This is a genomic window from Citrobacter sp. CRE-46 (assembly GCF_059615875.1).
Genome location: NZ_CM184341.1, coordinates 3,796,500 through 3,818,195 on the forward strand (window position 1 = coordinate 3,796,500; position 21,696 = coordinate 3,818,195).

A 21,696-nucleotide genomic window follows, 5' to 3' on the forward strand; every position below is an offset into this window, starting at 1 on the left:
TGGGATCACAAATAGAGTGACTGGCATCACACTGGAATTATTAACAAAATAAATTTAATAACCACCAGAAGATTAAACATTATTTTCTAACGGCATTATTTATTTAAAAAGAAAGGGCAAATCCATACTGATTATCAAATAAATTCTAACTATATTTTTTTGTGTGTCTGGATCACATAATCAATTTTTATTCCCGGTATGTTAACGGCAGTCATGCTTCACACCGTCGTTAAAAAGGAAGACAGATGAAAATCAGTCGGGAAACACTCCACCAGCTTATCGAGAATAAGCTTTGCAAGGCCGGACTAAAACGTGAGCACGCCACAACGGTTGCTGAGGTATTGGTTTACGCCGATGCCAGAGGCATTCACTCTCATGGCGCCGTACGCGTTGAATACTATGCTGAGCGCATTTCAAAAGGCGGCACTAACCGCGAACCCACATTTCGTTTTGAAGAAACCGGTCCCTGTACAGCGATTTTGCATGCCGATAATGCCGCCGGGCAAGTCGCAGCAAAGATGGGTATGGAGCATGCCATTAAAATTGCTAAAAAAAATGGTGTCGCCGTCGTTGGCATTAGCCGAATGGGGCACAGCGGTGCCATTTCTTACTTTGTGCAGCAAGCCGCTCGCGCTGGTCTGATCGGCCTCTCCGTGTGCCAGTCCGACCCGATGGTGGTACCGTTCGGCGGCGCAGATATTTACTACGGTACCAATCCGTTAGCCTTCGCTGCGCCAGGAGAAGGCGACGACATCATGACGTTTGATATGGCGACAACGGTGCAGGCATGGGGAAAAGTTCTGGATGCCCGCTCCCGCAACGAGCCGATTCCTAATACCTGGGCAGTCGATAAAAACGGCGCGCCAACTTCCGATCCCTTTGCTGTCAATGCGTTGCTACCTGCGGCCGGGCCTAAAGGCTATGGCCTGATGATGATGATCGATGTGTTATCCGGCATTTTATTGGGATTACCGTTTGGTCGTCAGGTCAGTTCAATGTATGAGGATTTACATGCCGGTCGGAATTTAGGCCAACTGCATTTGGTTATTAATCCCGACTTTTTCTCCTCCAGCCAATTATTCCGCCAGCACCTCAGCCAGACCATGCAAGAGTTAAATAACATTACTCCGGCCCCCGGCTTTAAACAAGTTTATTACCCCGGACAGGATCAAGATATTAATCAACGCAATGCCGCGGTCCATGGTATCGACATTGTTGACGATATTTATCAATACCTGATTTCCGATGCCCTCTATCTCAAGTCATACGAAACAAAGAATCCCTTTGCACAATAATTATTGAAACAGGAATTTCATATGATCAACCATTTTCGTCACGCAATTGAAGAAACCCTTCCCTGGCTCTCTTCCTTTGGCGCGGATCCTACCGGTGGGATGACGCGCTTGCTGTATTCGCCAGAATGGCTTGAAACACAACAGCAATTCAAAAAGCGTATGGACGCCAGTGGCCTGGAAACGCGCTTTGATGAAGTGGGCAACTTATACGGTCGTCTGCTCGGGAGCGAATCGCCGGAACAGGTCATTTTAAGCGGCTCGCATATTGATACCGTCGTCAACGGCGGCAATCTTGACGGCCAGTTTGGCGCACTGGCGGCATGGCTCGCGGTTGACTGGCTCAAGAGCACCTATGGCGCACCGCTGAAAACGGTCGAAGTCGTTTCCATGGCGGAAGAGGAAGGCAGCCGTTTCCCGTATGTATTCTGGGGCAGCAAAAACATTTTTGGACTGGCAAATCCTGATGACGTCCGTAACATCCAGGACGCGAAAGGCACCCGTTTTGTTGACGCAATGAACGCCTGCGGCTTTACCCTCCCCGCAGAGCCGCTTCATGCTCGTAATGACATCAAAGCCTTCGTTGAATTACACATCGAACAAGGTTGCGTGCTTGAAAGTAATGGTCAGTCGATAGGCGTCGTCAGCGCGATTGTCGGCCAACGTCGCTATACGGTAACGCTGAACGGCGAATCCAACCATGCAGGTACAACGCCGCTGAGCTACCGTCGCGATACCGTTTACGCTTTCAGTCGCATCTGCAGCCAGTCTATCGAGAAAGCCAAAAAGCATGGCGATCCTCTGGTACTGACCTTTGGTAAAGTAGAGCCACAGCCAAACACCGTCAACGTGGTGCCTGGAAAAACGACCTTCACGATCGATTGCCGTCATACCGATGCCGACGTACTGCGTGATTTTACTCAGCAACTGGAAAACGACATGCGCGCCATCTGTGATGAAATGGATATCGGTATTGATATCGATTTGTGGATGGATGAAACGCCAGTCCCGATGGACAGTAAACTGGTCTCCACCCTTACCGAACTGTGTGAAAAGGAACAACTGAACTACCGTGTCATGCACAGTGGCGCGGGCCATGATGCGCAGATTTTTGCCCCTCGTGTACCGACCTGCATGATTTTCATTCCCAGCATTAACGGTATCAGCCACAACCCCGCTGAACGCACAAACATTAACGACCTTGCCGAAGGGGTCAAAACTCTGGCATTAATGCTTCATCAACTTGCCTGGCAGAAATAAGGAGCCATTCATGGGATATCTGAATAACGTCACGGGTTATCGCGATGATTTACTGGCTAATCGCGCAATTGTAAAACACGGTAACTTTGCCCTGTTAACCCCGGACGGACTGGTTAAAAATATCATTCCGGGTTTTGAAAACTGTGACGTCACCATCCTCTCAACGCCAAAACTGGGCGCGTCATTTGTTGACTATCTGGTGACCCTACACCAGAACGGCGGCCACCACAGCGGTTTTGGCGGCGAAGGTATTGAAACGTTCGTGTATGTTATTTCCGGCAAAGTTGAGGCAAAAGCGGAAGGTAAAACATTTGCTTTGTCTCAGGGCGGATATCTGTATTGCCCGCCAGGTGAACTGCTCACCTTTAATAATGCCCAGACAGAAGACAGCCAACTGTTTTTATACAAACGGCGTTATACGCCGGTGGCCGGCCATTCGCCATGGCTGGTCTCCGGTAATGCCAACCAGTTAGAACGTATTCATTATGAAGGCATGGATGACGTAATCCTGCTGGATTTCCTGCCTAAAGAATTAGGCTTCGATATGAATATGCATATTCTGTCATTCGAACCCGGCGCCAGCCATGGTTATATCGAAACGCACGTACAGGAACATGGGGCTTATATTCTCTCAGGCCAGGGCGTTTATAACCTCGATAACCAATGGATCCCGGTGAAAAAAGGCGACTACATCTTTATGGGCGCATACTCCCTGCAGGCGGGTTACGGCGTGGGGCGTGGCGAAGCATTCAGCTATATCTATTCCAAAGATTGCAACCGGGATGTAGAGATTTAACGGCGAACAGCCCGCCTGATAATTTTTTATTTAGCTATGTTGGGTTTTGCCACGGTTAACACCGTGGCTTTTTTTATGCTTAACGCAGATTCATCGCCTGACCGAGCTTCATCGCGCAAGCAATATTACGCGCGCAGTAATAAAGGTTGGTTTCACCGCTCGCCAGCACTTCCGCCAATGGCGCGAGTCGCGGCAAAATACTGAATACCGCATCAATACCATGATCGTGAACCACCTCCACGCCTTCCCCCAGCACCCCGGCGATACCAATAACCGGAACACGATGCTGCATAGCAACAGAAGCAACACCGATTGGCGCTTTTCCCCCGACCGTTTGCGAATCAATACGTCCCTCGCCGGTGATGACCAGCGATGCATCTTTGATGGACTGCTCCAGTTGCACAGCCTGCAGCACAATCTCAATCCCTGGTTTCATGATGGCCTGCAGAAAGATAGCCGCGGCGATGCCCATTCCGCCCGCCGCCCCACCGCCCGCAACCTGAGAGACCTCTTCACCGGTCAACGCTTGCAGCACATGCGCGTAGTTGAGTAACCCTTCCTCCAGTTTCTCAACCATTTCCGGCGTCGCCCCCTTCTGCGGACCAAATACCCTTGCCGCGCCGCGCGGGCCAACCAATGGGTTGTCCACATCACAAGCGACTTCGATCCGACATGCTGTAAGCCGCGGATCGCACTGTTGCAGGTCAATGCTCGCGAGGCGAGACAAGCTACCGCCTCCCGCCCTCAATGATGCCCCTTGCGTGTCAAGAAACCGCACGCCCAGCGCCTGAGCCATCCCCATGCCGCCATCAACTGTCGCACTCCCGCCGATACCGAGGATAATATGACGAATACCGGCATCCAGCGCATGCCGAATCAGTTCGCCAGTACCGTAACTTGACGCCAGCAGCGGATTACGCGCCTGCGGTTCGACGAGCATCAGTCCACTCGCCGCAGCCATTTCAATAATGGCGGTCTTTCCATCACCGGTCAGGCCATAAAATCCCATGACCTTTTCCCCCATCGGCCCACAGACCTCCAGCGAGACCACTTTTCCACCAGTCGCCGCCACCATGGCATCCACGGTCCCCTCCCCGCCATCCGCAATTGGCAAACAAATATATTCTGCATCCGGGAATATGCTTGAAAATCCAGCTTTAATTGCCTGGCAGCATTGTTCGGCGCTTAAGCTCTCTTTAAACGAATCTGGCGCAATTACAATTTTCATCATTAATCCTTTTCATCCTGTTATTTAATGCGTTCCCATGGAATGAGGTTTTCCATAAGCACTGCCAGTAAAATCCCCACCAATAAGCCATTACTCAGTAATGGCCGAATAGTCAGTGGAAGATCTTGTAAATAAACCGGTGGCAGCCCCATCAAAAAAATGCCCACAAACAGCGGGAGTGCCAGCCGATAAATATTTCGTGCGGTAAAGGTGATTTGCTGGCTGAAAACCAGACCGGAATAGAGCAACGGCAGATAAGAGACCAGCATAACGGCACTGCTGATCGCCAGTGGAATGGCGCAGAATAAGCGGGTTAGCGGCGTCACTATCGCCACCAATAAAAATAATACGCTGCCGCAAATAAATGATTTTCGCGAACTGTCGCCAGTTTGTGTTAACAGCCCGATAGAGGAGACAAAAGGCGAAAATGGAATCACGGCAAAAGGCACTGTCACCAGTGTAATAAAACCGGAAATGATAAAGCTACGACGATAACGCGAGCTGCTGGAGCCTTGATGCGCATAAAAGACGTCCGTGCCGCGCACCGCGCCATAGGTATTACTGATATTCACCAGACCGGTGATAACCGCCGTCAGGATAATACCGGGTAACAGCCTGCCATGACTGCCTAACGGGAACCACTGCCAGCTTAATTCACCAGACGGCAAAGACGTTGATGGAAAGCACAATCGCCAGAGTCCCCATCCCACTACCGCCCCCACCAGCAGGGCATAACGGGAGATCCGCTGCGGTAAAAAAATGATCATCGCAAGGATGAAGCACATCACGCCAACCGCCAGGCTAAAAGGCGCCAGTTGAATTTTGACGCTGGTGTCAGCAATGCCAAAAGGCAATCCCAACATGCCCTTAAAAAAGATAGTGGTGAGCTGAGCGCCCAACAGCAGCATAAAAAAGACCATCACCGTTGGGGTAAATAGCCGGGCCAACCGGTGTCCTAAGCCGCTAAAGCCGATAATCATCGTCAGCACAGCGGAAATGACAATCCCGACGCTCAGACTGGTGGCGATATCATTGAGCGGTGTCCCGCGTGACGCCTCAGCCAGGGTAATTGTCAGAATGGTGCCCCACCATAAACCGGTAGGCCCTTCCATAATGGCGCGACGATGGCCACAAATAACCTGCGCAAGGCAGGCCAGCGATGTCGTGAAAAAAGCGTATTGCGTGAGCATTAACAGATTGCTCGCGGGGAGATGAAAAGCAGAAACCAGCGTTGGGGGGACCACGACCGTATTGCAAAAAATAAAGAAAAACCACTGAAAGCCAGATAGCAAACTTTCGCGGTTAATAACAGGAAGCATATTCATACCTTAAAATAGAGAATGCCCGCCAGCATGACGGGCATTAATTCGCATCACATTATTGTTGATGTTTAAGGATAAATTGACCTTTTGGCGCTACCGGGAATCCCTGCTCGATGTCATAGATAACATCCCCGCGAAGAATAGTTTTCGTAATGCGCGCGCCAATCGTCCGGCCAACATACGGGCTGACTTTGTGACGGTATTCCAGGTCTTCGTTTTTCAGAACGTATTTGCTGTCCGGTTGAATAAAGACGAAGTCAGCATCTTTACCCGGGGCAATACGTCCTTTCTGTTTCAGGCCAAAAATATCTGCGGCGTTGGTTGCCATCAATTTAGCGAATAGCGGCAGCGACATACCGCGTTTTTGCACGGCCTCATCAAACATGACGTCCATGCAGCTCTGCAGTCCGGCAATGCCGCCCCACGCCTGCATGATATTGCCAGCCTTCATTTCTGGTGGGCATGGCGAGTGGTCGGAAACCAGGCAGTCAATCTCACCATTGAACAGTTTTTCCCACATGCCTTGTTGATTCTGTCGATCGCGGATCGGCGGAGAACATTTTGCCAGCGTGCCAATCTCTTCAAACTGATCGGTATCCAGCACAAAATAATGCGGGCAGGATTCGCAGGTCACATCCTGGCCTTCCTGGCGGGCACGGGTCACTTCTTCCACGCCTTCCGGGCTGCTGATATGGCAAACGTGCAGGCGGCAACCGGCGACTTTCGCCAGATACAGCACACGGCGAATAGCTTCCACTTCGGTGAAAACCGGACGTGAAGCCACATAATCATGTGCCGTCACACGGCCTTCGCGTTTAGCTTCCTCGCCAAGCTCGTCGCAAATGAGCGCATTTTCGCAATGCACCAGCACCGTCTGGTCCATTTCTGCTAACTTCTGCGCGCCTTTGTAGAACTGCCAGTCGTTAACGTCACGGAAGTCATTGTCGATTCCGCGATCGCCACAGGTGGCAACGAAGCATTTGAAACCGACGACACCGACCTCATCCAGCTCGTGCAAACGATCAAGGTTGTAAGAAACCAGACCGCCAAGCTGCGCGGCATCAATGGTCAATTTGCCTTTTGCCGCATCAAATTTAAGTTCGATGGTTTCGCGATCCACCGTCGCGGGCAGTTGGTTGAGAGGCATTTCGATCATTGTGGTGATACCGCCTTTTGCCGCGGCACGCGTTCCGGTCTCATAGCCTTCCCAATGTGTACGCCCCGGCTCAGAGATATGGGTATGCGCATCGACCATGCCCGGTGAAACCACCAGACCTGTCGCATCCATTACCTGCTGTGCCTCCCCAAGATTCTCGCCAATGGCGGCGATTTTTCCTGCCTGGACGGCAATATCAACAATACGAGCTTCATTTTCTAAAATAACAGTACCGTTCTTAATAATTAAATCAAAAGACATAACGAACTCCTTGTATGGATACAGATAGTTTTATAAATAACGCACGCTTACACCTACGTTTACTGATTTCATTACAACTGACCTGTTGCTTTTTCTACTGCGGCAGGTTGTCCAACCGTTCTTTTTTTCAGTAAGGCATATGCCACAAATGCGACAATAACCCCAACAAACCACGACACTCGCGATAACGGCTCAAGCAATGGAATAAACTTTCCACCCAGTGAAAGAATTACCGCCACTAACGTTACGGAGAATGCCGTCAGGTTAAATCCATTATCATAATATTGGTAATTACCACTGGCGGTATATAATTCATCAAGATTAATCTTGCCACGCATAACGACAAAATAGTGCGCCAACATAACACCAATAACAGGACCGAGCATACCGCCGATGATGTCCAGAAACAGATAAATGCTGCTCTGATTTTCCATAAGCTTCCATGGACAAATCAGTAAGCTAATAATACTGGCAATCAATACACCTTTTTTATATGTTAGTTTTGTTGGCGCAATTGCGGCAATCTGATAACCAGCCGGGATAATATTACCCGTAGCGTTTGTTGAGATTGTGGTCATCAGAATAACCAAAACTGCGAAGAATGAGGCAAACAGACTGTCCCAACGCTGTACGATATCCAGCACATTCCAGGTATCCATTCCATAATGAATACTGGCACCGGCAATAATACACACGCTGGCAATCGCAAATAACACGTACGCGACAATAAGACCCAGCGTCTGGCCTAACGCCTGTTCACGAAATGAGTGGGCATTTTGCGTAAAGTCCGATGCGCTCACCGCCGGAGCGGCCCATACCGCAACCACGGCGTTAATCACTACCAGGAACAGGAATCCGCTGTTTCCCGCTTTTTGCACACCGCCCGGAATGTAGTCAAGAATGGGGCCAATCCCTACCAGGGATATCGCCCAGATAGCCATTCCGCCAAAAACGATATAAATGCAAGGGTTCAGGATCGCAGTAAATTTATTTAATACTTTACCACCGCCAAAACCGATACCAACGTTAATCAGCCAAAAGATAAGAAATGTGATTAACCCCGGCAGAGACAACCCCAGTAGTGTAAAATCACCGCCCAGCGTTAAAAACCCAGGCCATATCTTGCCAATCAGAATAAGAAAAGCCAGCGATCCGGCATAACATTGCAGCCCGAACCACATAATTGCCGCAATCCCGCCTCTTAATAATCCGGGGAAAAGCGCGCCACGTACGCCATACGAGCCACGCAGAATCATTGCAAAAGGTACACCGTATTTACTTCCGGCGGCGCCGTTCATAACCATGACTAATGCAATAAACAATGCACTAATAATAATAGCCAACATAATACTGAATGTGGACAGCCCGAGAATGAAGAACCCGCCAACCATAACATAATTAGGTACGTTATGTACTGACCCCATCCATAAAGTAAAATAGTTAAATGTTTTCCAGTTTCGTTGTGCTGCCGTTTTCGGTAATAAGTCGTCACTATAACCACGTTGTTGGTATAGATCTCTTTGCTGTTCCATAAATCCCTCTTGTCACGTATCGGATAACGTTGTAATGGGTTTAGCTATGTGGAACAAAAACAATATATTAAGTAATGCAAATAGTTTTAATTATATTTTTATGCTGAAGCAGTAACTGGTGTTGCTTTCTTTTTATATAACGTCACGCCGGCAAAAATAAGCGTTCCGGTAACAACCAGACAAGCCGAGATGACAAAGCTTATCTCTTTTGAGCCAGTCAAATCGGAAATAAATCCGGTTAACGTTGGCGCAATAACGGCTGAACTCATACCAAAGAAGTTAAACAGGCTAAATGCTCTGCCCAACGTTTTCGCCGACGCCTGTTCAGACACGAAGGAGATCAGGATGGGATCCACCGCCATTTTTCCCAGTAAACCATACAGGGTCAGGCTGACCATCAACATCGTGGTATTCGGCGATAACACCGTAAACACCAGCATTGCGGCGGCCATAATTTCCAGCCCAAGAATGACTTTGACTTTGCTGTTACGGAATTTATCGGACAGATGGCTGAAGAACAACGCACCGGGAACCCCCACCACGGCGACCAAAGCCGAGGCAACCCCAATCGCGCCACCATCAAATCCCCTTTCAGTCTGCAGATAGGACGGAAGCCAGGTCACAATCAGGTAATAGCCATAACAGGTACAGAAATAGAGGAAGTAGACGCTGCATAACAAACCCGAAAACAGCGGCGGACTTTTCTCTTCTGTCATCGTTGCCGTCTGCGTTTTTTGCTCTGACACCGCCGTTTCGCTTTTTGCCTTACCGCGGATAACCAAAGTAAATACGCACAACATCACCACTAACACAGCCGCAACCAGGAACAACACGTTTTGCCAGGCCATGCTCATGCTTTTAACCAACACGCTGGAGCCGATTAAACCGATCCCCATCCCAATCGCAGAGCCGCTATTAATGATGGCGTTTGCCAGTGCACGGCGAGCCTGCGGGACATTTGCCGAAGAGAGGGAATACGCGGAACTAAAGAAAGAGGCGCAGCCCGCTCCTGCCATCAGCGAACCGGCATAGATCATCACCAGTCCCGTGGCTTTTGCAATACTGAGCGTACCAATAATAAAGAGCGTAAACCCACACATCAGCATAATTTTCTGGCCAAGCTTATCGACCAAAATTCCGCAGGGAATTTGCATACTGCAATAGGCGAAAAAATAGAAACTGGCGATGGCGCCAATTTCAGCATTGCTGACATTGCCCAGGGAAGCCTGAATCTCAGGATAAATAGGGGTTAATACGGTGCGATAAATCCATATTGCAACCCAACCCAGACTCATTACGACGACGATCTTCTTCCAGTATTCAATACCGGATGTATTTTTTTCACTCATGACATGCACCTTTCCAAAGTGTGTCTGATTAAAATGTATCGCTGCAGGATTGCAGCGATACCAACGATCATGACAATTTATGATTAGCCATTAATTCCAGGGCCTGAACCATTGCCGAGTGATCCAACTGGCTTCCACCATTCGCGGCACAGGTATTAAATAACTCCTGACAGGTTGCCGTATTAGGCAAATTCAATGAGAGCGCCTTAGCACTTTGTAATGCAAGGTTGAGATCTTTTTGATGCAGTGCAATTTTGAATCCGGGATCAAAAGTGCGCTTAATCATGCGCTCACCATGTACTTCCAGAATACGAGATGAGGCAAACCCGCCCATTAATGCCTGACGCACGCGAACCGGATCCGCGCCCGCTTTAGAGGCAAATACCAACGCTTCAGAAACGGCTTCAATATTTAAGGCCACGATAATTTGGTTAGCCACTTTACAGGTTTGGCCATCACCATTCCCGCCCACCAGAGTGATATTTTTTCCCAGAATATCAAAGAGCGGTTTCACCCGTTCAAATACATCAGCTTCACCGCCAACCATAATGGACAGCGTCCCTTCGCGAGCGCCAATTTCCCCACCGGACACAGGCGCATCCAGGTAATCCCCGCCAAGTTCATTAACCTGCTGAGCAAAACGCTTGGTTTCGATAGGAGAAATAGAACTCATATCGACAATGGTTTTTCCCTGCAATGCGGTTTTAGCGCACCCGTGTTCACCAAAAAGCACTTCTTCAACCTGCGGCGTATCCGGCACCATAATGAATATAATGTCTGCGAAATCAGTCACCTGACGCGCAGTTTCAACATTAACCGCCCCCAGTGACAGCAACTCTTCAGCCACCGGACCAATGGTCGTGACATGTAATTGATGTCCGGCACGCGCCAGATTAATCGCCATTGGCGATCCCATAATACCCAGGCCAATAAATCCCAGTTTCATTTGCAACCTCTTTTATATCTGTCGGTATTCCTGAATTCAGGCAAAACGATTCCCTTCCAACAGAGTGGAAAAAATAGTGTTGCCTGAAATTACTTACAAATTATCGATACTGATTAATCCACGATAATCCCGCTTCGGTGGTCGTCAGCGGCTTATATTCGCAGCCTACCCACCCGTCATAACCTGATTTGTCAATAAACTTAAAAATAAAGTCATAATTGATTTCCCCGGTCCCTGGCTCTCCGCGACGAGGGTTATCAGCAATTTGCAAATGACCTATTTTATTTGCCCACGTGGTCATGGTCTGGGTTAATTCCCCTTCCATGCGCTGCATATGATAAATGTCATACTGAATTTTGATATTATTGCATCCGACGCTATCAATTAACGCTAACGCCTGATGCGTACCGGTGAGAAAGAAACCAGGAATATCAAAATGGTTGATCGGCTCAATCAGCAATAAAATATCTTCTTTCGCTAACATGTTGGCCGCATAGCGCAGATTTTCCACCAGCGTTTGCTGGATCTGTTCAGCTGAAAAACCCGCTGGTGTTTTACCTACCAGGCAATTGATTTTTTTATTACCTAGTCCCTTCGCATAGCGAATAGCCGCGGCCACACCATCACGAAACTCTTCTTCGCGCCCCGGAATACAGGCGATACCACGTTCACCCGCCGCCCAATCTCCGGCGGGGAGATTATGCAACGTATGCTCCAGCTTGTTGGTCTGCAGTTTTTCCTTTAAGACGTCAATGTCGTAATCGTAGGGAAACATAAACTCTACGCCACGAAACCCCGCTTGCGCCGCTTTGTCGAAACGCTCAAGGAAACTGTATTCCAGAAACAGCATGGAAAGATTGGCTGAGAACCGTAACATCTGTCACCTCCTCTATTCATATTTCATAAAACAGGTTTCGGTTGGCGCATCAACTGCACCGTCTGCAACCTCTTCAAACTCGGTCACGTTATCCAGCTCGCTACCCATCGAGATATTGGTCACTCGCTCAAGGATCACTTCGACAACAACCGGAACGCGATACTGCGCCATCAGGACTTTGGCTTGCTCAAACGCCGGAGCGAGATCTTCAGGTTTGAAGACGCGAATAGCCTTACAACCTAATCCCTCTGCCACTTTGACGTGATCGACGCCATAGCCGTTTACTTCGCTGGAGTTGATATTTTCAAACGCCAGTTGGACGCAGTAATCCATATCAAAAGCACGCTGCGATTGACGAATCAGGCCCAGATAGGCGTTGTTGACCAGCACATGGATGTAAGGAATATTGAATTGCGCGCCTACCGCCAGTTCTTCAATCAGGAACTGGAAGTCAAAATCCCCCGAAATCCCGACGACATTGCGTGTTGGATCGGCAACACAAACCCCTAATGCCGCAGGCAACGTCCAGCCGAGAGGGCCTGCCTGGCCGCAGTTGATCCAGTGACGCTCTTTGAACACATGCAGCATTTGCGCAGCGGCAATTTGTGATAATCCGATGGTGGTGACGTAGCAAACGTCGCGACCAAAGGCTTTATTCATCTCTTCATAGACACGCTGCGGTTTCACCGGGACATTGTCGAAGTGGGTTTTACGCAGTAACGTCCGCTTACGCTGTTGGCATTCATCAACCCAGCTATTCCGGCAAGGTAAACGTCCGGCTTTCTGCATTTCCTGAGCGACGTCAATCAACAAGGTCAGCGCGGCTTTGGCATCAGAAACAATGCCCAAATCCGGGCACAGAACACGGCCAATTTGCGTCGGTTCAATGTCGATATGAATGATTTTGCGCCCTTCGGTGTACTTCGAGACCGAGCCGGTGTGACGGTTAGCAAAACGGTTACCAATACCGAACACCATATCAGAAGCAAGCAGCGTGGCATTTCCGTAGCGGTGCGCGGTTTGTAGCCCGACCATGCCAGCCATTAACTCATGATCGTCAGGGATACATCCCCAGCCCATCAACGTGGGGATAACCGGTACATGGGTCAGCTCCGCAAAACGTTGCAGCAGTGCGGAAGCATCAGCATTAATCACCCCGCCCCCCGCTACGATAACCGGACGTTCCGCCTGGCTCAGCATTTCCAGCGCTCTCTCAATTTGCTTGCGGCTGGCGGCAGGTTTGTACACCGGCAACGGCTCATACATGTCGGGATCGAATTCGATTTCTTCAACCTGGAGATCAAAAGGCAAATCGATCAGCACCGGGCCAGGGCGACCTGAGCGCATGACGTGGAATGCCTGCTGTAAAACCCGTGGCAGCAGTGCCGCTTCACGTACCGTTACCGCCATTTTGCTGACCGGTTTGGCGATAGATTCAATATCGACAGCCTGAAAATCTTCCTTATGCAGGCGGGCACGAGGCGCCTGGCCGGTGATACATAAAATAGGAATAGAGTCGGCAGAGGCGGAATACAGTGCAGTGATCATGTCAGTTCCAGCCGGGCCAGAAGTGCCAAGGCAGACGCCAATGTTGCCTGCAGCGGCACGCGTATAACCTTCCGCCATATGGGAGGCGCCTTCAACGTGGCGAGCCAGAATGTGACGAATGCCGCCGTGATTGCGCATTGCGGAATAGAACGGGTTGATTGCCGCTCCAGGCACGCCAAATGCGGTGGTGATACCTTCTTTTTCCAGCACATACATTGCCGCGTTAACGGCTCTCATTTTTGCCATTTTCTTTCTACCTCTATTTATTGGAAAATTTTTCCAACTTTAAAAAAATCCAAAAAAGTCCCGCTCCTCTGAGCGGGTTGCGACTTAAGCTACGGGTGCTTTTAACCCAAGCGCCGTACTGATATCTCGTGCTGTATCCCGTACCAGCTCCCCCTGACTAATAAAACGATCTTCCGTCAGTCTGGATGCGGGCCCCGAAATAGAGATGGCAGCCACTACACTGCCTGCATCGTCATAGATAGCCGAAGCGATGCAATTCAATCCAACAACATGTTCTTCGTGATCAACGATATAGCCATTCTCGCGCGCCTGTTCCAGATTACGCAGCAGAGTAGGAAAATCCACCAACGTGTTCGGCGTAAACTGCTGCAAACCCGTTTTCACGACAATGTCCATTAACTCTTCTTCCATCAGCGGATAAAGCAGTGCTTTCCCCGCACCGGAAGCATGCAACGGCATACGGCTGCCCAAAGGTGCACACATCCTGACCATCGATTTGCACTCCTTCTGGCCAATCAGCACCGCTTCAGTGCCATTACGAATCGCGACATTCACCGTTTCGCCTGACAGCAGCATTAATCGGTGCATAAATGGTCCGGCTACCGACAAGACGTCGCGATTATGAATATACGCGGAGCCCACATTGAAGACGCCTAAACCGATATGCCACCATCCTAACTGACTGTCCTGATAGACAAAATCAGCACCCTGTAAAACCTTTAGCAGGCGAAAAGTCGTGGAGAGCGGTAAATCCAGACTGCCGGAAATATCGCTGACTGACGAACTCCCCCCACTTCTTTCGAGATACTGCAAAATCGCAATACCTCTTTCGAGCGCCTGAGCGCCTTTCTGCGCAACTGGCTCCGTCTGTCCAGGCCTGCCGCGCCGTCTTACTTCCGTCTCCACTACATTTACTCCGGCCCAAAATATGAGCATAAACAATGAACAATATGCTCATATTAAGCAAGAAGGCCAATAGCGTCACGCAAAACAGAGTTCATGTGCCGGGATACGTTCAACATCGCAATTATCGCTACCACCACGATCGACCGTCAGGAAATCGGTCACGGTTTGCCAGGCAAACAGCGGGTGATGCCAGACGTTTCGGTGGTAATTCACCCCCTGTTGACCATTGGTGATAAAGGCTTTTAAGGTAGAAAGATCGGGTTTGTCCTCACCAAGCGCGACAATCACCACAAACGCTTCGCCCTTCATGGGCATAAATGCCTGGGTACCCAGCGGGTGGCGCTCCAGTTCATGCACAATAATAGGCATCGCTGCCGGTTGCGCGCGGTTAATGCTGATGAGCGTTCGGTCCTGCTCAAGGATCTCCACATTAGCCAGATCGTGATAACGTTCAACCAACCCATCATTGATATGAAAAAAATCACGTTTATGGGTTTCGATGACATCGCCATAGGCGCTGAACGTGTGCTGATTTAACGGTAATACCTCAAGTTTCATCATCTTTTCCTTGTAACTGAATTCCTCTGAACCGCAGCCAGAACAGTTAGCGGCTTCAATATCATGCAATCTAAAACCTTCGGGATTTAACATCAACACAAAAGTTGGAATATTTTTCCAAAATTCGATTTAGACCACAATTTAAACAAGGCCATTATGTAAAAATACTTATAAATCAGAGAACAAGAAATCAGGCTTGCGGAAGAGCATTCAGGGAGTAGCTGACGATGTTTGATCCAGAAACACTGCGTACTTTTATTGGCGTAGCCGAAACAGGGAGTTTCTCCAGGGCGGCGGATCGCTTGTGTAAAACCACGGCCACCATCAGCTATCGCATTAAGCTTCTGGAAGAAAATACCGGGGTTGCTCTGTTCTTTCGCACCACCCGCAGCGTTACGTTAACCGCCGCGGGCTCGCATCTTCTTTCTCAAGCAAAGGACTGGCTCGCCTGGCTGGACAGCATGCCCAGCGAATTACAGCAAGTGAACGACGGCGTAGAGCGTCAGGTGAATATCGTGGTCAACAACCTGCTGTATAGCCCGCAAGCCGTCGCTCGCCTGTTATCCTGGCTTAACGCCCGCTATCCCTTTACTCAGTTTCACTTTTCCCGGCAAATCTATATGGGCGTCTGGGATTCACTGCTGTATGAAGGATTCTCTCTGGCTATCGGCGTCACGGGTACTGAACCAATGGCCAACACCTTTACCCTCGATCCTTTGGGGTCTGTTCAGTGGCGGTTTGTTATGTCGGCGAATCATCCATTGGCAGACGTCAGTGGTCCATTAACGGAAGCGCAGTTGCGCCGTTTTCCGGCGATCAACATTGAAGACAGTGCGCGCACCCTGACCAAACGGGTCGCGTGGCGGCTTCCCGGCCAAAAAGAGATTATTGTCCCGGACATGGAAACCAAAATTGCGGCGCATCTTGCTGGGGTGGGTATCGGCTTTGTTCCGCAACCGCTGTGCCAGCCATTGCTTGATAACGGGCAACTGGTCAGTAGCATTATTCCTACTATGCGCCCCCCTTCACCCTTAAGTCTCGCCTGGCATAAGTTTGGCGCAGGTAAGGCTGTGGAAGATATTGTGACGTTATTTACGCAGCGAAAACCAGAAATCGCCGGATTTTTAGCAATTTTCAACAATGCACGCGATTGAAAATCAAGTCATCCTGCTCTTTGGCGCGTAAAATGATACGCAAGATGATTTGAGGTTTCGTTTTTTACTATGCAAGACACACAAACAGCACAGGACTATCGCGCGATTCTGCTCGCCGGTACGCCTATTATCGATGTACGCGCCCCCGTCGAATTTCAACAAGGCGCGATGCCGGGCGCAGTCAATCTCCCCTTAATGAACGATGACGAACGCGCCGCCGTCGGTACCTGTTATAAACGTCAGGGGCCTGAGGCTGCCCTGGAATTGGGCCATCAACTGGTCTCGGGTGAAACCCGCCAACAGCGCATGTACGCCTGGCAGAGTGCTTGTCGCCAGTATCCAAAAGGATATTTATGCTGCGCGCGCGGCGGTCAGCGTTCGCATATTGTGCAGCAGTGGCTGCACGAGTCCGGCATTGACTACCCGCTGATACAGGGCGGTTATAAGGCTCTGCGCCAGGCGGTCATACGGATAACGGAAGAATTGGTGCAAAAACCGATCGTCTTAATTGGCGGCTGTACCGGGAACGGTAAAACGCAACTGGTTCAACAGCAGCCGAACGGTGTGGATCTCGAAGGACTGGCGCACCATCGCGGTTCCTCGTTTGGACGTACCGTAGAGCCGCAGCTAAGCCAGGCGAGTTTTGAAAACCTGCTGGCGGTCGAAATGCTCAAAACGGACAGCCGACAGAATTTGCGCCAGTGGGTGCTGGAAGATGAAGGCCGGATGATCGGCGCTAACCATCTGCCCGAATGCCTGCGCGAGCGCATGACCGAGGCGTCCATTGCGGTGGTGGACGATCCTTTTGAGCTGCGTCTGGAGCGCCTGCGCGAGGAGTATTTCGTGCGCATGCACCACGATTTTACCCACGCTTATGGTGAGATCCTGGGCTGGCAGGAATACAGTGAGTATCTGCACCACGGCCTGTTCGCTATTCGCCGTCGTCTGGGGTTACAGCGCTTTGCCGAGCTGACAGCCTTACTTGACGTGGCTCTGCGCGAACAGCAGTCGACGGGCAGTACCGACGCCCACATGGGCTGGCTGGTGCCGTTGCTCAACGAGTATTACGACCCGATGTATCGCTATCAACTGGAAAAGAAAGCCGCGAAAATCGTCTTTCGCGGCACATGGCAGGACGTGGCCGGATGGCTTAACGCACAGTAATTAATGCCTGTCGCGCTTATCCGCGCGTTTCGCCAGCCAGTCGCCCAGCACCTGCACGACCTGCACCAGAATAATCAACGCGACAACGGTGACGATCATGACCTGGGTTTCATAGCGGTAATAACCAAAGCGAATCGCCAGGTCACCTACCCCGCCGCCGCCGACAATCCCGGCCATCGCGGAGTAACCGATCAGGCTCACCAACGTGATCGTCAGTCCACGCAACAGTCCCGCGCTGGCCTCCGGCAACAACACGGTGCAGATGATGCGCATTGGGCTGGCGCCGAACGCTTCCGCCGCCTCAATAATGCCTTTATCCACTTCGCGTAGCGCGCTATCCACCAGCCGGGCATAAAAAGCAATCGCCGCCACGGAAAGCGGCACGGAGGCGGCAATCGGTCCGATGGTATTGCCGAGCAAAAACTGGGTGAGCGGTAGCAGCAGCACCAGCAGGATCACAAACGGTACCGAGCGGATAATATTTACCAGCACGGAGCTGAGCAGATACACAAAACGGTTCTGCCAGAATAAATGCCGATCGGTGACGAAAATTAGAAAACCGAGCGGCAAACCGCCAATAATCGCCAGCACCGTTGAGATGCTCAGCATCTGGAAGGTTTCATTAAACGCCAGCGTCAAATCAGGCAATAAATCATCCACGAATCACCTCCACTTGAGCAGTACGTTGACGAATATGTTCCACGGCGACATCCACCGCAGAAGGGTTATGCGGCGCGGTGAGTTGCACCACCAGAATCCCCAGCGCGCGTTCTCCGATATATTCAATTTTGCCGTGCAGAATGTTCACCGCCACGCCAAATTTAACCGCAACTTCTGACAGCACAGGCTGTTCCGCCGAATCGCCGATAAAAAGAATTTTCAGCAACTGGCCGGGCAGATGCTGGCGCAGACGCTCAGGTAGCGTCAGATTGAGGGTATGCGACACCAGTTGCTGGGTGAAGGCGTGCTGTGGGTGAGCAAAAACGTCAAACACCTCCCCGGACTCCACCACCTTGCCGCCTGACATCACCGCCACGCGATCGCAAATCGATTTGATCACGTTCATCTCGTGAGTGATCAGCACGATCGTGATCCCCAACTGTTGGTTGATCTGCTTAAGCAGCGCCAGAATCGTGGCCGAGGTTTCGAGATCTAACGCGGAAGTGGGTTCATCGCACAGCAACACATCCGGATGATTAGCAATCGCACGGGCAATACCTACGCGCTGCTTCTGACCACCGCTGAGCTGAACCGGAAAACGGTTCGCCTTATCAGACAGTCCGACCAGCGCCAGAATCTCCGTGACGCGTGGAGCAATCTTGCTGCGTTCCCACCCGGCAGCTTTCAGACTAAAGGCGACGTTTTGCGCCACGGTGCGGGTATGCATCAGATTAAAGTGCTGAAAAATCATGCCAATGCGCTGACGCGCTTTACGTAACTGAGCGCCTTCCAGCGCAGAAACTTCTACGCCGTTCACCTTCACACTTCCCTTGCTCGGACGCGTTAAGGCGTTCAAGGTGCGCAGTAGCGTACTTTTCCCCGCGCCGCTGGTCCCGACAATACCAAATATCTCGCCCGCGCCAATATGCAAGCTGACGTCATCAACCGCCCGGGTTGAGGGTCCACGGCCTGCGGTAAAATCCACGCAAACCTTTTCTATCTCAATCATATCCACCTCAGAAATGCGAAAAGGGCAGTCGCCGCTGCCCCTGTTAACCCTTGCATGCAGCGATTATTGGGCTGCCGACATCCATTCCGGTTTCTGGAAAGCGCTGTAGATGTTTTGCGGATCGTCGATCACCGCGCGATACGCCGGAGACTTCACCGCTTCAACAATATCTTTCGCGAACGGTTTATCCGCATCTTCACTGCGTACCGCAATGATATTTTTCAGGTTTTCATCCAGATGCTCTTGCTTGATGGCGCTGGAAAGATCCAGTTTTGCCGCCACGGCAAAGTTACCGTTGACCAGCGCGCCGGTCACACCGTCCAAAGTGCGCGGCAGTTGCGCCGCTTCCAAGGGTTTAAACACCAGCCCTTTCGGGTTGCTGGCGATATCACGCTCGGAGGCTTTCGTGGGATCGATATTGTCTTTGATGGTGATAAGGCCAATGGATTGCAGGAAACGCAGACCGCGAGCCAGGTTGGTCGGATCGTTGGACAGCGTGATCACATCCCCTTTTTTCAACTCATCCAGACTTTTGATTTTGTGCGAGTAAAACCCCATCCCGGCCGTTGGGACCACAATCAGCTTGCTCAGCTTCAGCCCTTTATCGGCGGTGAATTTGTCAAAATAGAGCGAGTGCTGGAACAGGTTGGCATCAATGCTGCCGTTGGAGAGCGCCATATTCGGCTGCACGTAGTCGCTGAATTCGCGCACCACCACCTTATAGCCTTTCTCTTTCAGCGTAGGGGCAATAGCCTGTTTCACCATATCGCCGTACGGTCCAGGCGCGACGCCAAACACGATGGTATGCGGGTCACTGTTCGCATGAGCAAATTGTAAGCCGCAGGCCAGTAACAGCGCCCCGGTCGCGACGCGTAAACTCTGACGCAATCCCATATTTTCTCCATTTTAACGTTGTGGTGTCATGTCTCACGCCGTTCATGCGGCGTTGTTCTCGTTGGCCTGATAACAGGCAGATTTCTAACATGACACAGATCACAACCCGCTGTCCTTGAAATTATTTCATGATGTTGCGAAGTATGTCGTTGAATGTGCAAGGAAGGTGCTTATGCGTTTTTCGGCAACGGAGAGTAAAAAACCGGATAACGCCCTGGCTACCCGGCTTTGGAAGGAAAATTGACTTAGAAGTCGTAACGCAGACGCACCAGGTTCATATCGCCCAGGTTGTCGGTGCTGGAGGTAAAGACGTGTTCGTAATCCACACGGAAACCGTAATCCAACTGGAAGCTGATACCCACACCGTTGTCGGTACGCAGATAGTTACGACCATTCACGTATTCGATACGATCGCCCATAAAGTACGGCTGAACAGATTTCAGCGCATACTGACCAATCGGGAAGGTATAACCCGCGAAGTATTCCAGACCCCAGGCATCACCGGCAAAGTAGTCGTTAACCGAAACTTTTTTGGTGGTCATGAAGTTTTGATACCAGCCGCCGCCCATTGAGAAGGTCCAGTTGTCCGGTTTCCAGCTCAGTGCGGTACCGACGATGTTTTGATCGTAGGTTTTGCTGGTGTCGCCACGCATTTCCGCACGGGTGTAGTTCCACGCCGTACCCCAGGTCAGGTCATCGGTGATGTGGTAATCCACACCCAACGAGCCGCCGCCTTTACGCTTGTAGCGCAGGCCGTTGTTCGGGTTGTAATCATCGCTGAACAGATAAGATGCGTAGAGATCAACATCCCCCACCGTTCTCTTATACTTCAATGATTTACGTGTACGATAGGAACCGTCATAGTCGCCATTGATACCGTTACCTGGCGCCTGACCGATCATATCGTAATCCCAGATATCCGTTTTCGCCCCGACCACATCATAGTAAATACTGTTCTGTTGGCCGAAGGTCAGCGTACCCCAGGTCGCGCTCTTCAGACCGGTGTACAGCATACGACGCGTGGTATCGTTGGCGCCGTCAGCGTAGTGATTATCCCAGTTGAACATGGCCGGGAAGTTAACGCCCAGCTCGTAGTAGCTCACCCAACTGATATCATCAAACAGATAGTAGTCTGCGGCGAAGCGGAAACGCGTCCCGCCGTCGAAGCCATTACGTTTGTAGCCATTCTTACCATCGTCACCGGCCATATTCTGGAACTGCGGACGAATACTCCCGCCGACGGTGAAGTTAAGACGGCTCAGCGGATCGCCCGCCTGCGGATCTTGTTTCAGGATCGTGATTTCCGCCTGGGAAGCGAAAGTCGTTAATGCCACTGCTGCGCCGATCGATACCGCCAGCGCCGTTTTTTTTATAGTCATTATTTGTACCTTGATAGATAGCCTGCCAATTATTAAGCATACAAATATTAACGTTTATTAATACACTCGTGTTGTTGGGTTTTTATTGTTCTGTGCTGTTAAATATCAATGGGTTATCAATTTGTGCTACATAGATAAAAAAACGCACCGATTTAAAAA

The 21,696-nt window shown here is 50.5% G+C and carries 19 protein-coding genes; 5 read left to right on the forward strand and 14 right to left on the reverse strand.

The genetic code is table 11. The features are described from left to right. Positions 1-245: 245 nt before the first annotated feature. The 3 genes from allD to allE are packed head-to-tail and all read left to right on the forward strand — an operon-like array spanning position 246 to position 3,348. The gene (gene allD / locus AC534G_RS18650; protein WP_069323995.1) at positions 246-1,295 is read left to right on the forward strand and encodes an ureidoglycolate dehydrogenase; all 1,050 of its coding nucleotides are present in this window, start codon (positions 246-248) and stop codon (positions 1,293-1,295) included. Positions 1,296-1,316: 21 nt separating this feature from the next. Continuing rightward, complete coding sequence (allC, locus tag AC534G_RS18655; RefSeq protein ID WP_061381596.1) at positions 1,317-2,552, forward strand: allantoate deiminase; 1,236 nt, start codon at positions 1,317-1,319, stop codon at positions 2,550-2,552. Between the two features lie 10 nt (positions 2,553-2,562). Then, positions 2,563-3,348 carry a (S)-ureidoglycine aminohydrolase gene (gene allE, locus AC534G_RS18660; RefSeq protein WP_087857081.1) on the forward strand — a complete coding sequence of 262 codons (786 nt, stop codon included), beginning with the start codon at positions 2,563-2,565 and terminating at the stop codon, positions 3,346-3,348. Between the two features lie 79 nt (positions 3,349-3,427). On the opposite strand, the gene glxK is transcribed toward allE, so the two are convergent. The 10 genes from glxK to allA all read right to left on the reverse strand — a co-directional run bounded on the left by glxK (position 3,428) and on the right by allA (position 15,277). Continuing rightward, the gene (glxK, locus tag AC534G_RS18665) at positions 3,428-4,576 is read right to left on the reverse strand and encodes a glycerate 3-kinase (protein ID WP_110498611.1); all 1,149 of its coding nucleotides are present in this window, start codon (positions 4,574-4,576) and stop codon (positions 3,428-3,430) included. 20 nt (positions 4,577-4,596) lie between these two features. Continuing rightward, positions 4,597-5,895, reverse strand: coding sequence for a uracil/xanthine transporter (locus AC534G_RS18670; protein ID WP_110498612.1), 1,299 nt, complete (start codon positions 5,893-5,895; stop codon positions 4,597-4,599). A 58-nt stretch (positions 5,896-5,953) separates the two neighbouring features. Next, entirely contained in the window at positions 5,954-7,315 is a 1,362-nt protein-coding gene (gene allB / locus AC534G_RS18675) for an allantoinase AllB (protein WP_110498613.1), read from the reverse strand. A 71-nt stretch (positions 7,316-7,386) separates the two neighbouring features. Continuing rightward, positions 7,387-8,847 (reverse strand): allantoin transporter, encoded by a 1,461-nt coding sequence (locus AC534G_RS18680; protein WP_085047603.1) that lies wholly within the window; start codon positions 8,845-8,847, stop codon positions 7,387-7,389. Between the two features lie 98 nt (positions 8,848-8,945). Beyond that, positions 8,946-10,196 (reverse strand): MFS transporter, encoded by a 1,251-nt coding sequence (locus tag AC534G_RS18685; RefSeq protein WP_038638443.1) that lies wholly within the window; start codon positions 10,194-10,196, stop codon positions 8,946-8,948. Between the two features lie 67 nt (positions 10,197-10,263). Continuing rightward, complete coding sequence (gene glxR / locus AC534G_RS18690; RefSeq protein ID WP_087857076.1) at positions 10,264-11,142, reverse strand: 2-hydroxy-3-oxopropionate reductase; 879 nt, start codon at positions 11,140-11,142, stop codon at positions 10,264-10,266. A gap of 100 nt (positions 11,143-11,242) precedes the next feature. After that, entirely contained in the window at positions 11,243-12,019 is a 777-nt protein-coding gene (gene hyi, locus AC534G_RS18695) for a hydroxypyruvate isomerase (protein ID WP_087857075.1), read from the reverse strand. A 12-nt stretch (positions 12,020-12,031) separates the two neighbouring features. Next, entirely contained in the window at positions 12,032-13,813 is a 1,782-nt protein-coding gene (gene gcl, locus AC534G_RS18700) for a glyoxylate carboligase (RefSeq protein ID WP_199981051.1), read from the reverse strand. Positions 13,814-13,897: 84 nt separating this feature from the next. Further along, positions 13,898-14,719 (reverse strand): HTH-type transcriptional repressor AllR, encoded by an 822-nt coding sequence (gene allR, locus AC534G_RS18705; RefSeq protein ID WP_038638433.1) that lies wholly within the window; start codon positions 14,717-14,719, stop codon positions 13,898-13,900. A gap of 75 nt (positions 14,720-14,794) precedes the next feature. Further along, positions 14,795-15,277, reverse strand: a complete 483-nt coding sequence (gene allA, locus AC534G_RS18710; RefSeq protein WP_038638430.1) for an ureidoglycolate lyase — start codon at positions 15,275-15,277, stop codon at positions 14,795-14,797. A 227-nt stretch (positions 15,278-15,504) separates the two neighbouring features. On the opposite strand from allA, the gene allS reads away from it, so the two are divergent. Continuing rightward, a complete protein-coding gene (allS, locus tag AC534G_RS18715) occupies positions 15,505-16,431 on the forward strand; it encodes an HTH-type transcriptional activator AllS (protein WP_038638428.1) in 927 nt (308 codons plus the stop codon). 69 nt (positions 16,432-16,500) lie between these two features. Next, the gene (gene mnmH, locus AC534G_RS18720; RefSeq protein ID WP_110498615.1) at positions 16,501-17,595 is read left to right on the forward strand and encodes a tRNA 2-selenouridine(34) synthase MnmH; all 1,095 of its coding nucleotides are present in this window, start codon (positions 16,501-16,503) and stop codon (positions 17,593-17,595) included. Here the strand turns inward: mnmH and AC534G_RS18725 are convergent, their stop codons facing one another. The 4 genes from AC534G_RS18725 to AC534G_RS18740 all read right to left on the reverse strand — a co-directional run bounded on the left by AC534G_RS18725 (position 17,596) and on the right by AC534G_RS18740 (position 21,537). Continuing rightward, complete coding sequence (locus AC534G_RS18725) at positions 17,596-18,255, reverse strand: methionine ABC transporter permease (RefSeq protein WP_003831085.1); 660 nt, start codon at positions 18,253-18,255, stop codon at positions 17,596-17,598. It abuts the gene before it with no gap. Next, a complete protein-coding gene (gene sfbB / locus AC534G_RS18730) occupies positions 18,248-19,264 on the reverse strand; it encodes a virulence-associated ABC transporter ATP-binding protein SfbB (RefSeq protein ID WP_038638422.1) in 1,017 nt (338 codons plus the stop codon). Before sfbB ends, AC534G_RS18725 begins: the two co-directional genes overlap by 8 nt. Positions 19,265-19,327: 63 nt before the next feature. Further along, positions 19,328-20,158 (reverse strand): MetQ/NlpA family ABC transporter substrate-binding protein, encoded by an 831-nt coding sequence (locus AC534G_RS18735; RefSeq protein ID WP_038638419.1) that lies wholly within the window; start codon positions 20,156-20,158, stop codon positions 19,328-19,330. A 245-nt stretch (positions 20,159-20,403) separates the two neighbouring features. Continuing rightward, positions 20,404-21,537: a porin gene (locus tag AC534G_RS18740; RefSeq protein WP_110498616.1), complete on the reverse strand. Its 1,134-nt coding sequence runs from the start codon at positions 21,535-21,537 to the stop codon at positions 20,404-20,406. Positions 21,538-21,696: the final 159 nt, after the last annotated feature.